General features: G+C 59.9%; 10 protein-coding genes and 1 riboswitch. Of the genes, 7 read left to right on the forward strand and 3 right to left on the reverse strand.

What is annotated here, in order from left to right:
• Window positions 1-20 precede the first annotated feature (20 nt).
• Window positions 21-163: riboswitch (TPP riboswitch) on the forward strand.
• 99 nt (window positions 164-262) lie between these two features.
• The 6 genes from thiC to thiH are packed head-to-tail and all read left to right on the forward strand — an operon-like array spanning window position 263 to window position 5766.
• The gene (gene thiC, locus EH206_RS21120; protein ID WP_009114805.1) at window positions 263-2212 is read left to right on the forward strand and encodes a phosphomethylpyrimidine synthase ThiC; all 1950 of its coding nucleotides are present in this window, start codon (window positions 263-265) and stop codon (window positions 2210-2212) included.
• A complete protein-coding gene (gene thiE, locus EH206_RS21125; RefSeq protein WP_009114806.1) occupies window positions 2209-2874 on the forward strand; it encodes a thiamine phosphate synthase in 666 nt (221 codons plus the stop codon). The genes thiC and thiE overlap by 4 nt, the downstream gene beginning before the upstream one ends.
• Before the next feature lies 1 nt (window position 2875).
• Entirely contained in the window at window positions 2876-3655 is a 780-nt protein-coding gene (locus EH206_RS21130) for a HesA/MoeB/ThiF family protein (RefSeq protein ID WP_009114807.1), read from the forward strand.
• Window positions 3652-3852: a sulfur carrier protein ThiS gene (thiS, locus tag EH206_RS21135; RefSeq protein ID WP_009114808.1), complete on the forward strand. Its 201-nt coding sequence runs from the start codon at window positions 3652-3654 to the stop codon at window positions 3850-3852. The genes EH206_RS21130 and thiS overlap by 4 nt, the downstream gene beginning before the upstream one ends.
• 1 nt (window position 3853) lies before the next feature.
• A complete protein-coding gene (locus EH206_RS21140) occupies window positions 3854-4636 on the forward strand; it encodes a thiazole synthase (RefSeq protein WP_009114809.1) in 783 nt (260 codons plus the stop codon).
• On the forward strand, window positions 4636-5766 hold the full coding sequence (thiH, locus tag EH206_RS21145; RefSeq protein WP_009114810.1) for a 2-iminoacetate synthase ThiH: 1131 nt from the start codon (window positions 4636-4638) through the stop codon (window positions 5764-5766). Before EH206_RS21140 ends, thiH begins: the two co-directional genes overlap by 1 nt.
• Before the next feature lie 30 nt (window positions 5767-5796).
• Here thiH and EH206_RS21150 read toward each other — a convergent pair whose 3' ends face one another.
• Window positions 5797-7215 carry an aminotransferase-like domain-containing protein gene (locus EH206_RS21150; RefSeq protein WP_009114811.1) on the reverse strand — a complete coding sequence of 473 codons (1419 nt, stop codon included), beginning with the start codon at window positions 7213-7215 and terminating at the stop codon, window positions 5797-5799.
• A gap of 230 nt (window positions 7216-7445) precedes the next feature.
• Between EH206_RS21150 and EH206_RS21155 the strand changes: the two genes are divergently transcribed.
• The gene (locus tag EH206_RS21155; RefSeq protein WP_232216617.1) at window positions 7446-7580 is read left to right on the forward strand and encodes a DUF1127 domain-containing protein; all 135 of its coding nucleotides are present in this window, start codon (window positions 7446-7448) and stop codon (window positions 7578-7580) included.
• Between the two features lie 58 nt (window positions 7581-7638).
• On the opposite strand, the gene shiA is transcribed toward EH206_RS21155, so the two are convergent.
• A complete protein-coding gene (gene shiA, locus EH206_RS21160; protein ID WP_009114813.1) occupies window positions 7639-8973 on the reverse strand; it encodes a shikimate transporter in 1335 nt (444 codons plus the stop codon).
• Between the two features lie 248 nt (window positions 8974-9221).
• Entirely contained in the window at window positions 9222-13445 is a 4224-nt protein-coding gene (rpoC, locus tag EH206_RS21165; protein WP_009114814.1) for a DNA-directed RNA polymerase subunit beta', read from the reverse strand.

Below are 13445 nucleotides of genomic sequence, written 5' to 3' on the forward strand. Positions count from 1 at the left end.
ATCAGCCCGTTAATAGTAGGGCTATCTTGTCGGAGTGCCTAGCGCGTTTCCGTTTCTTGAGTGTTAAGCAAGAAAAGAAAATGCGCAGGCTGAGACCGTTAATTCGGGATCCGCGGAACCTGATCGGGTTAATACCCGCGAAGGGAACAAGAGTAATGTGCCTGATTGAGACCTGCATCAATCGCTCCGGCATACCTAGCGTTATTACTCCCTCCGAGCTCCAGACAAGCAATTTTCCCTTTACGCATCACAGGAACTTGCTATGTCTACCAAAACATCATCATCCCGACCGCCCAAAACCAGTCGTCGCGACCAGCGCGCGGCCGCCCAGCAGTTTATTGATACGCTGCAGGGGATGGCGTTTCCCAACTCGCGGCGCATTTATCTCACCGGCTCACGCGACGATATTCGCGTGCCGATGCGCGAAATCCAGCTTAGCCCGACGTTAGTCGGCGGCGGCAAGGACGATCCGCAATACCAGCCCAACGAGCCGATCCCGGTGTACGACACCGCCGGTCCGTACGGCGATCCGGCGTCGCGCCCGGACGTGCGCGTCGGATTAGCCAGACTGCGCGCCAACTGGATCGCCGAGCGTAACGATAGCGCCACGCTCGCCGCCGTCAGTTCGGATTTTACCCAGCAGCGCCTGGCGGATGCCGGACTGGATCATCTGCGCTTCGAACACCTGCCGCGTCCGCTGCGCGCTAAACCGGGCAAATGCGTGACCCAGCTGCACTATGCGCGCCAGGGCATCATCACCCCGGAAATGGAGTTTATCGCCATCCGCGAAAATATGGGCCGCGAGCGCATCCGCGGCGAGGTGTTGCGCCAGCAGCATCCCGGCGAGGGGTTTGGCGCCCGCCTGCCGGAGAACATCACTCCGGAGTTCGTGCGTCAGGAAGTGGCCGCCGGGCGCGCCATCATTCCGTCGAATATCAATCACCCGGAATCCGAACCGATGATTATCGGCCGCAATTTTCTGGTGAAGGTGAACGCCAATATCGGCAACTCCGCCGTCACCTCCTCGATTGAAGAAGAGGTGGAAAAGCTGGTGTGGTCCACCCGCTGGGGCGCGGACACCGTTATGGACCTCTCCACCGGACGCTATATTCACGAAACCCGCGAGTGGATCCTGCGCAACAGTCCTGTGCCCATCGGTACGGTGCCCATCTATCAGGCGCTGGAAAAAGTCAACGGCGTAGCGGAAAACCTGAACTGGGAAATGTTCCGCGACACTCTGCTGGAACAGGCGGAACAGGGCGTCGACTATTTCACCATCCACGCCGGCGTGCTGCTGCGCTATGTGCCGATGACCGCCAAACGGCTGACCGGCATCGTGTCGCGCGGCGGTTCAATCATGGCCAAGTGGTGCCTGTCGCATCATAAAGAGAGCTTCCTGTATGAGCACTTCCGCGACATCTGCGAAATCTGCGCCGCCTATGACGTCGCGCTGTCGCTGGGCGACGGTCTGCGCCCCGGATCGATTCAGGACGCCAACGATGAAGCGCAGTTCGCCGAACTGCATACGCTGGGAGAACTGACCAAAATCGCCTGGGAGTACGATGTGCAGGTGATGATCGAAGGTCCCGGCCATGTGCCGATGCAGATGATCCGCCGCAATATGACCGAAGAGCTGGAGCACTGCCACGAAGCGCCGTTCTATACGCTGGGCCCGCTGACCACCGATATCGCCCCCGGTTACGACCACTTCACCTCCGGCATCGGCGCGGCGATGATCGGCTGGTTCGGCTGCGCCATGCTCTGTTACGTCACCCCGAAAGAACACCTGGGGCTGCCGAATAAGGAAGACGTCAAACAGGGGCTGATTACCTACAAAATCGCCGCCCACGCCGCCGACCTGGCGAAAGGCCATCCCGGCGCGCAGATCCGCGATAACGCCATGTCCAAGGCGCGTTTCGAATTCCGCTGGGAGGATCAGTTCAATCTGGCGCTCGACCCCGAAACCGCCCGCGCCTACCACGATGAAACCCTGCCGCAGGAGTCCGGCAAAATAGCCCACTTCTGCTCCATGTGCGGGCCGAAGTTCTGCTCGATGAAAATTTCCCAGGAAGTGCGCGATTACGCGGCACAACAGCAAGCCGCGGCGCAGCCCATTGAAGTGGGAATGACGCACATGTCCGAAGCCTTTCGCGCCCGCGGCGGCGAGCTGTACCACAGCGCCGCCAGCCTGCAAACGGAGGAGAACAAATGACTTTATCTCAGACGGCGGCATCGCCAATCGCCGCGCCGTTTCCTCCCACCGCGCAGCGGCTCGGCCTCTACCCGGTGGTGGACAGCGTCGAGTGGATTGAGCGCCTGCTTAGCGCGGGCGTCAAAACCATTCAGCTGCGCATTAAAGACCTGCCCGACGAGCAGGTGGAAGCGGATATTATCCGCGCCATCGCCCTGGGCCGCCAATATCAGGCGCGGCTGTTTATCAACGACTACTGGCGGCTGGCGGTGAAACATCAGGCCTATGGCGTGCATCTGGGGCAGGAGGATCTGGACGGCGCCGATCTCGCCGCTATTCGGCGGGCGGGGCTGCGCCTCGGCGTATCCACTCACGATGACGCGGAGCTGGCGCGGGCGGCGGCCATCAATCCGTCCTATATCGCCCTCGGCCATATCTTCCCCACCCAAACCAAAGACATGCCTTCCGCGCCGCAAGGCGTGGCCGAACTGGCCCGCCATCTGCAAACGCTGGGCGATCGTTTTCCCACCGTCGCCATCGGCGGTATCAGCATCGACCGGGCGCCGGCGGTGCTGGCGACGGGCGTGGGCGGCATCGCCGTGGTCAGCGCCATTACCCAGGCGCCGGACTGGCGCCAGGCTACGGCAACCTTGCTGCGCATGATTGAAGGACGGGAGGCGTGAGATGAGCGCGAACCACCACACCAGCCCAGCCGGACTTAGCGATCAGGAATTTATGCGTTACAGCCGTCAGCTGATGCTGGAGGATATCGGCCCGGAAGGCCAGGAGAAGCTGAAAGCCGCCAGCGTGCTGCTGGTGGGGCTTGGCGGCCTGGGCGCGCCGGCCTCGCTCTATCTGGCCGCCGCCGGCGTCGGCACCCTGCTGCTCGCCGATGACGACGCGCTGCATATCAGCAACCTGCAACGGCAGATTCTGTATCGCACCGGCGATACCGGAAAACCCAAAGCCGCGTTGGCGCAGCGGCAGCTTCAGGCGTTAAATCCGCAGTCGGAGGCGATTGCCCTTACCGAAAGGCTGAACGGCGAGGCGCTGCGGCGCGCCGTCAACCGCGCCGACCTGGTGCTGGACTGCAGCGATAATATGCAAACCCGCCATGCGGTGAACGCCGCCTGTATCCGCGCCGGCAAGCCGCTGATCAGCGGCAGCGCCGTCGGCTTCAGCGGACAATTGCTGGTACTGACGCCCCCCTACGCCCACGGCTGCTACGCCTGCCTCTATCCCGAGGCGACGGAGCCGCAGCGCAACTGCCGCACGGCGGGCGTGCTCGGCCCGGTGGTCGGGGTAATCGGCACGCTGCAGGCGCTGGAGGCCATCAAGCTGCTGGCCGGACTGCCCTCGGCCCTGAGCGGCAAGCTGCGGCTGTTTGACGGCAAGCAGCAAAGCTGGAACACCCTGCAACTCACCCGGGCGGCGCACTGCCCGGTCTGCGGAAGCCCGGCATGAACATCACCTTAAATGACGAGATCATCGAACTCACCGAGTCGATAACGGTTGAAGCGCTGCTGAGCCGGGTAAACCGTCTCCAGCCCGGCACGGCGGTGGCTATCAACCAAACCATTATCCCGCGTGACGCCTGGACCGAACGTCAGGTTGCGGACGGGGATGATATTCTGCTTTTTCAGGCAATAGCGGGAGGATGACATGCTGCACATTGCCGATACCACTTTTACATCCCGGCTGCTGAGCGGCACCGGAAAATTCGCCACCCCCGAAATTATGCTGGACGCACTACGCGCCTCCGGCTCGCAGCTGGTCACCATGGCGATGAAACGCGTTGACCTGAAAGCCGGCAGCGACGCCATTCTCGCTCCGCTGCGCCAGCTTGGCATCAGGCTGCTGCCGAATACCTCCGGGGCCAAAACGGCCGATGAGGCGGTGTTCGCCGCGCATCTGGCGCGTGAAGCGCTGGGCACTCACTGGGTGAAACTGGAAATTCACCCCGATATGAAATACCTGCTCCCCGACCCGATTGAAACGCTGAAGGCCGCCGAGCAACTGGTGAAAGAGGGATTTGTCGTACTGCCCTACTGCGGCGCCGACCCGGTGCTGTGTAAACGGCTGGAGGAAGCGGGCTGCGCCGCCGTCATGCCGCTGGGCGCGCCGATTGGCTCCAACCAGGGGCTGCAAACCCGTGATTTTCTGCGCATCATTATTGAACAGGCCCGCGTTCCCGTAGTCGTCGACGCGGGGATCGGCGCCCCCAGCCACGCCGCGGAAGCGCTGGAGATGGGGGCCGACGCGGTGCTGGTCAATACCGCCATCGCCGTCGCCCGCGATCCGGTCAAAATGGCGCAGGCCTTCAGGATCGCCATTGAAGCCGGAGCGCTGGCGCAGCAGGCCGGACTGGGCAATAAACAGTACATCGCCAGCGCCACCAGCCCGCTGACCGGCTTCCTGCGCCAGCAAACGCAAGGAGCCGCCTGATGGAAAACGACTTTCAAACCGTCTGGCAGCGGCTCGACTGGGACGACCTCACCCTGAGGATCAATAGCAAAACCTCACGCGACGTGGAGCGCGCGCTCGGCGCCGCCCGCCCGGACCGCGAAGACTTTATGGCGCTGATCTCCCCCGCCGCCGCCCCTTATCTGGAACCGCTGGCGCAGCGGGCGCAGCAGCTCACCCGCCAGCGCTTCGGCAATACGGTCGGCTTCTACGTTCCCTTATACCTGTCCAACCTGTGTTCCAACGACTGTACCTACTGCGGTTTCTCCATGAGCAACCACATCAAGCGCAAGACGCTGGACGACGCGGAAATCCTGCGCGAATGCGCCGCGATCAAGGAGCTGGGCTTCGATAGCCTGCTGCTGGTGACCGGAGAGCATCAGCGCAAAGTGGGCATGGACTACTTTCGCCGCGTCTTCCCGCTGATTCGCCCGCACTTCAGCGCGCTGATGATCGAGGTGCAGCCATTGGCGCAGGAAGAGTACGCGGAACTGAAAACCCTGGGGCTGGACGGGGTGATGGTGTATCAGGAAACCTATCATCCGGCGACCTACCGGCAGCACCATCTGCGCGGGCAGAAGCAGGACTTCCATTGGCGGCTGGCGACGCCGGATCGTCTTGGCCGCGCGGGGATCGACAAGATCGGACTGGGGGCGCTTATCGGTCTGTCCGACAGTTGGCGAACCGACTGCTATATGGTGGCGGAACACCTGCTGCACCTGCAGCAAACCTACTGGCAGAGCCGCTATTCCGTCTCCTTCCCCCGCCTGCGTCCCTGCGCGGGAGGCATCCAGCCCGCCTCGCTGATGGATGAAGCCCAACTGATGCAGGTGATCTGCGCCTTCCGCCTGCTGTCGCCGGATATCGAGCTGTCGCTCTCCACCCGCGAGTCGCCGTTCTTCCGCGATCATGCGGTTCCCATCGCGATAAACAACGTCAGCGCCTTTTCCAAAACCCAGCCGGGCGGCTATGCCGACGACCACCCCGAACTGGAACAGTTCGCGCCGCACGACGCCCGCCGGCCGGAAGAGGTCGCCCAGGTGATCAGGCAAGCCGGATTGCAGCCGGTATGGAAGGACTGGGACGGCTATTTGGGCAGGAGCGCGCCATAAAACCGCATCGACCCTTACCTGAGGCGGCGATTAATGGTCGGCCATCATCCGGCTGACCGTTTCTCCCAGGATGCGCAGCCCGGTGCCCGTTTCGTCGGTGAACGGCAAGGCGTAATTCAGCCGCAGGCAGTTGCGGTATTTCCCCGAGGCGGAAAACAGCGATCCGGCGGCAATCTGGATGCCGGCCTTGCGCACCTCGCGGTTGAGCCGCAGCGAGTCAAAAGATTCCGGCAGTTCAATCCACATCAGGAACCCGCCCTGCGGACGGCTGACGCAGATCCCACAGGGAAAATAGTGGCGGATCCAGCAGGTAAAGTCGTCACGATTATATTTATATTGCATCCGCATACGCCGCAGATGGGGCTGATAATGGCCCAGGCGGATAAATTCGGCCACCGCCAGCTGCGTATGCGTCACCGTATAGCCGGTGCTGATGTATTTGGTATGAATCACCCGCTCCAGATAACGCCCCGGCGCTATCCAGCCAACGCGCAACCCCGGCGCCAGCGTTTTGGAAAAAGAGCTGCACAGCAATACCCGGCCGTCCTCATCGAAAGACTTGATGGTTCTGGCGCGGGGATAGTCGTAAACCAGTTCGCCGTAGGCATCGTCTTCAATAATCGCCAGATCAAACTGCTGGGCCAGCGTGACCAGCGCCTGTTTTTCCTCGTCGGGCATGCAGAACCCCAGCGGGTTGTTGCAGGTCGGCACCAGCAGCAGCGCCTTGATCGGCCACTGTTCCAGCGCCAGCTTCAGCGCGTCCAGGCTGATCCCGGTGATCGCGCAGGTTGGGATCTCTATCACCTTAATCCCCAAACCGCGCAGGATTTGCAGCGTGCCGGGAAAGGTGGGGGACTCCAGCGCCACGATATCCCCCGGCTGGCATACCGCCCGCACCGCGGTAAACAGCGCTTCCTGGCAGCCGGTGGTAATCACGATATCATCCTCGGTAAGCTGGCAGCCGCTGTCCAGCGCCAGACGGGCCACCTGCGCGCGCAGCTCCGGGGCGCCATGTATATTGCCGTAATTGAGCACCCGCTGATCCTGATGCTGGCAGAGCCGGGTCAGCGCTTTCCACAGCGGCTTCATCGTCGATTGGCTGATGTCCGGCGTGCCGCCGCCAAAATTGAACGTATTGCACGCCGGCGCGTTGTTGAACAGCTCCAGCACCGACTCCCACTGGGTGATCTCCACCGGGCGCTGGGCCGGACGGGTCAGACCGGGCATCGGCGGCGTCGCCTTGCGCGGCGCGACAAAATATCCCGAACGCGGCTGCGGCATAATAAGCTGACGCGCCTCCAGCAGATGATAAGCCTGCTGCACGGTGCTGATGCTCACCCCGTGCTCCGAACTCAGCGCCCGGACGGACGGCAGACGTTCGCCGCCCTGGTATAAGCCTTGTTCTATCCGTTGTTCCAACAGCGAAGCAAGATATTGGTAACGCGTCATAAGTATTATTTCCCGGGGTGAATACCATCATAACCAGTACAGATTGCGCTAAAAAATAGCATTCAGATGCAATATTACGCAATCTGTATGTTAAATAAATTCATTTTCTGCATCTGTATTATACCTGCCTTCCCTCGCATGATAGTGCTTCGCAATCGGGTAAGGGGGCAAAAATGAAACATCAAGCAGACGGTTCGCAGCGTTGGTCCGGCCTATCACTATGGCGGTTAATGGTTATTCTGCCCTACCGGAAATGGCAAGCGTGGCGGCTGAAAGAGAAAACGCGGCAGGCGTTACGGAGAATGAGTGACGAAAGGTTAAAAGATATCGGGCTTAAGCGTGAAGATATCGACCGTTTCCGCTGAGAAAACGCGCCCATTAGGCCGATACCGGCGTCCACCACCGGCATCGGCTTTGCTACACTCAGTCCAGCGTTTGCGGCTTCATGCGCATCCCGACAATCGCCGACAACAGGCAACCCACGGCGAGGTAAGTCGCCACGCCGTGCCAGGAACCGCCCAAAAACTCCACCAGCAGTACCGCGATAAACGGGGTGAAACCGCCGCCGACCACGCTAGCCACCTGATAGCCCACCCCCGCGCCGCTATAGCGATACGCGGTGCCGAACAGTTCGGTAAACATAGGCTGCTGTACGCTGACGATCATATCGTGCGCCACGTTGGCCAGCATGATGGCAAAAAACAGGATCCACAGGCTGGCGTGCGCTTCCAGCGCCATAAAGAAGGGAAAGGCGCTGGCGGCGCCGATCAGCGCGCCGGTGACGTAAATCCGCCGCCGGCCGAAACTGTCGGCCAGACGGGCGAAGAGAGGAATGGACAGGCAGCTTATCCCGCCCACCAGCAGGCTGATATGCAGAAAGAACTCCCGCGACATCCCCAGATTGGCGGTGGAGTAGTTGAGCGCGAACGCCGTGACGATATACATCGTCAACAGTTCCCCCAGCCGCAGGGCGATAATCAGCAAAAATGCCTTGGGATGCTTGCGCAGCGCTTCAACGATCGGAAACGAGCGGATTTTTTGCGTTCTTTCCCGTAACTTCTTGTTGGCCTCGAACTCCAGCGATTCTTCCATCCCGGAGCGGATCCACCAGGCGATGGCAACCAGCACCACGCTGAATAAAAACGGCAGCCGCCAGCCCCAGCTGATAAAATCGGCATCCGTGGTATGGTGACTGACCAGTGAAATCGACCCCGTCGCCAGCAATAGCCCCACGCCGTATCCCACCTGCACGCCGCTGCTGTAGAAGGCTTTTTTCTTTTTAGGCGCGTTCTCCACCGCCAGCAAAGCGGCGCCGCCCCATTCCCCCCCGACCGCGAACCCCTGGATGGCGCGCAGCGTCACCAGCAGTACCGGCGCCCACCAGCCAATGCTGTCAAAAGTGGGCAACAGGCCAATCAGCGCGGTCGACAGCCCCATCGTCCAGACGGTGATCATCAGCATGCGTTTGCGGCCCAGCTTGTCGCCATAATGGCCGAACACGATACCGCCCAGCGGTCGGAACAAGAAACCCACGCCAAAAGTACCAAACGCCGCCAGCGTACCCATGGTCGGGCTTATCTGCGGGAAAAACTCAATATTAAACACCAACGCGGCAACAATGCCGTAGAGCAAAAAGTCATACCAATCCACCACCGCGCCGATAAAACTGCCCCATGCCGCTCTTCTGGCGCGTCCGGGCGCAACGGGCGCGGCATCCTTAGCCGCCGGTGTTGGTATTGAAGTTGTCGAGGAATCCATGTCAGTCTCGCTGTCTGATATAACAAAAATCTTCCGAGAGAAAAAAACGCCGGGAGCGTTTTTTAACGCCGTTTACGGTGGCCCGTCAGGGCGCCCCTACATAAGTTTTTGACGTCGCCGCGACGACGGCCCGCAAGAAGGGCGGCCAAGAATGGCACGCCATAAAAAAACCCCGGCTTTGACGGCCGGGGCTTTCAGCGACTTAACCGCCCCGGAGGGGCGGTTGTATACGGTGCTTGACGACGATATTACTCGTCGTCGCTGTTACCGAAGCCGGCGTTAAGCAGTTCGGCCAGGTTGGCGGAGGCTTCATCAGCACTCACCTGAGGCGCGACCGGCGCCTCGCCTGCCTGACGGCGACGCATACGATCCTGGTGGTACGCATAACCGGTACCCGCCGGGATCAAACGACCTACGATAACGTTCTCTTTCAGCCCGCGCAGTTCATCACGTTTACCGGCCACCGCCGCTTCAGTAAGCACGCGGGTGGTTTCCTGGAACGATGCCGCGGAAATGAAGGACTCGGTCGCCAGAGATGCCTTGGTAATACCCAGCAGATCGCGGCTGTAGGTTGCCGGGATCTTGCCATCCGCTTCCAACTGACGGTTGGCAATCTTGACGCGAGACATTTCCGCCTGCTCGCCTTCCAGGAACTCCGTGCCGCCGGCGCTGACGATGGTGCCTTTACGCAACATCTGACGAACGATAACTTCGATGTGTTTATCGTTAATCTTAACGCCCTGCAGACGGTAAACTTCCTGAACTTCGTTGGTGATGTAACGCGTTACCGCATGTACGCCACGCAAACGCAGGATATCGTGCGGGGATTCCGGACCGTCGGAAACCACGTCGCCGCGTTCTACGCGTTCACCTTCAAACACGTTGAGCTGACGCCATTTCGGAATCATCTCTTCGTAGGCGTCGCTGCCATCCAGCGGAGAAATCACCAGACGACGCTTGCCTTTGGTTTCCTTACCGAAGGAGATGATGCCGCTGATCTCAGCCAGAATCGCCGGCTCTTTCGGACGACGGGCTTCAAACAGGTCGGCAACGCGCGGCAGACCACCGGTAATATCCTTGGTACCGCCGGATTCCTGCGGAATACGCGCCAGGGTGTCGCCCGCGCTGATCTTCACGCCATCTTCCAGCTGCACAATCGCTTTACCCGGCAGGAAGTATTGAGCAGGCATATCGGTGCCCGGGATCAATACGTCTTCGCCTTTGTCATCGACGATTTTCAGCGCCGGACGCAGATCTTTACCGCTACCGGTACGCTCCGCGCTGTCCAGAACCACGATGGAGGACAAACCGGTCAGTTCGTCGGTCTGACGGGTGATCGTCTGGCCGTCAACCATGTCCGTGAAGCGAATGTTACCGCCCACTTCGGTGATAACCGGCATGGTGTGCGGATCCCAGTTGGCTACGGTTTCGCCGCCGTTGACTTCGGCGCCGTCGCCTTTCGCCATCACCGCACCGTAAGGCACTTTATAGCTCTCTTTGGTACGGCCGAATTCGTCGATCAGCTTCAGCTCGGTGTTACGCGAGGTAATCACCAGCTTATCGTTGCTGTTGACCACGAACTTGGCGTTGTTCAGTTTCAGGCTACCTTTGTTTTTCACCTGAATGCTGGACTCGGCCGCCGCACGCGATGCCGCACCACCGATGTGGAAGGTACGCATGGTCAGCTGGGTGCCCGGTTCGCCGATAGACTGCGCGGCGATAACCCCGATGGCTTCACCTTTGTTAATCAGGTGACCGCGCGCCAGGTCGCGACCGTAGCACTTGGCGCACACGCCGAAGTCGGTTTCACAACTTACGACGGAGCGGACTTTCACCGCATCGACGGAGTTTTCTTCCAGCAGGTCACACCATTGCTCGTTGAGCAGGGTGTTGCGCGGCACCAGAATATCCGCCGTACCCGGCTTGATAACGTCTTCAGCCGTTACACGGCCCAGAACGCGCTCACGCAGCGGCTCTTTAACGTCGCCGCCCTCGATAACCGGCGTCATCATGATGCCTTCGTGGGTACCGCAATCGTCCTCGGTGACCACCAAATCCTGCGCCACGTCAACCAGACGACGGGTCAGATAACCGGAGTTCGCGGTTTTCAGCGCGGTATCCGCCAGACCTTTACGCGCACCGTGCGTGGAGATGAAGTACTGGAGTACGTTCAGACCCTCACGGAAGTTCGCGGTGATCGGCGTTTCGATAATGGAACCGTCCGGCTTCGCCATCAGGCCACGCATCCCCGCCAGCTGACGAATCTGCGCCGCGGAACCACGCGCGCCGGAGTCGGCCATCATAAAGATGCTGTTGAAGGAAACCTGCTGCTCAACCACGCCGTCACGGTTAACCACGTCTTCAACCGACAGGTTTTCCATCATCGCCTTGGCGACGCGTTCGTTGGCCGCGGCCCAGATATCGATAACCTTGTTGTAGCGTTCGCCGGCGGTAACCAGACCGGATTGAAACTGCTCCTGAATCTCGGCCACTTCGGTTTCGGCTTCTTCGATGATCCCGGCTTTTTTCTCCGGGATAACCATGTCGTCGATACCGACGGAGGCGCCGGAGCGCGCCGCGTAGGCAAAACCGGTATACATGATCTGGTCGGCGAAGATAACCGTCGGCTTCAGGCCCAAAATGCGATAACAGGTGTTGAGCATTTTGGAGATGGCTTTTTTGCCCAGCGGCTGGTTAACGATCGAGTACGGCAAACCTTTCGGTACGATCATCCACAGAATCGCCCGACCGACGGTGGTATCGATAATGCTGGTCTGATGCGTAACGTCGCCTTCGATGCTTTTGATCTCTTCCGTAATACGCACTTTGACGCGCGCATGCAGCGAGGCCAGACCGGCGCGGTAGACGCGCTCCGCTTCTTTCGGCCCGGTCAGCACCATGCCTTCGCCTTTGGCGTTGACGCAGTCGCGGGTCATGTAATACAGACCCAACACCACGTCCTGCGAAGGTACGATGATGGGCTCGCCGTTCGCCGGCGACAGAATGTTGTTGGTGGACATCATCAGCGCACGCGCTTCCAGCTGGGCTTCCAGCGTCAGCGGTACGTGAACGGCCATCTGGTCGCCGTCGAAGTCGGCGTTATAGGCGGCGCAGACCAGCGGGTGCAGCTGAATCGCCTTACCTTCGATCAGTACCGGTTCGAACGCCTGGATACCCAAACGGTGCAGCGTCGGCGCACGGTTCAGCAGCACCGGGTGTTCGCGAATCACTTCGTCCAGGATATCCCATACCACGGCCTCTTCGCGTTCAACCATCTTCTTGGCGGCTTTGATGGTGGTGGCCAGGCCACGCAGCTCCAGCTTGCCGTAGATAAAGGGTTTGAACAGCTCCAGCGCCATTTTCTTCGGCAGACCGCATTGATGCAACCTAAGGTACGGACCAACGGTGATAACCGAACGACCGGAGTAGTCGACGCGTTTACCCAGCAGGTTCTGACGGAAACGACCCTGCTTACCTTTGATCATATCGGCCAGCGATTTCAGCGGACGCTTGTTGGAACCGGTGATCGCACGACCGCGACGACCGTTATCCAGCAGGGCGTCGACCGCTTCCTGCAGCATACGTTTTTCGTTACGTACGATGATGTCGGGCGCGGCCAGATCCAGCAGGCGTTTCAAACGGTTGTTACGGTTGATGACGCGACGATAAAGATCGTTCAGGTCGGAGGTCGCAAAACGACCGCCGTCCAGCGGCACCAGCGGACGCAGATCCGGCGGCAGTACCGGCAGCACGGTGAGGATCATCCACTCCGGCTTGTTGCCGGACTGTACGAACGCTTCCAGCAGCTTGATACGCTTGGTCAGCTTCTTGCGCTTGGTTTCGGAGTTGGTTTCATTCAACTCTTCGCGCAGCTGTTCGCACTCCTGTTCCAGGTCCATGTTTTTCAACAGGGCCTGAACCGCTTCGGCGCCCATTTTGGCGTCGAATTCGTCGCCGAACTCTTCCAGCGCGTCCAGATACTGCTCTTCGGTCAGGATCTGACGACGTTCCAGATTGGTCATGCCGCCTTCGACCACCACGTAAGATTCGAAGTACAGCACGCGTTCGATATCGCGCAGCGGCATGTCCAGCAGCAGACCGATGCGCGACGGCAGCGATTTCAGGAACCAGATATGCGCGGTGGGAGACGCCAGCTCGATGTGGCCCATACGCTCGCGGCGTACTTTGGTCTGGGTCACTTCAACGCCGCATTTCTCACAGATAACACCACGGTGTTTCAAGCGCTTATACTTACCGCACAAGCACTCGTAGTCTTTTACCGGCCCAAAGATACGGGCGCAAAAAAGGCCGTCGCGTTCCGGTTTGAACGTACGGTAGTTAATGGTTTCTGGCTTTTTAACTTCACCAAAAGACCACGAACGGATCATGTCTGGCGAGGCCAGAGCAATTTTGATCGCATCAAACTCTTCGGTTTTAGTTTGCGCTTTCAGAAACTTTAATAAGTCTTTCAC

This window comes from Brenneria nigrifluens DSM 30175 = ATCC 13028 (genome assembly GCF_005484965.1).
Lineage (GTDB): Bacteria > Pseudomonadota > Gammaproteobacteria > Enterobacterales > Enterobacteriaceae > Brenneria > Brenneria nigrifluens.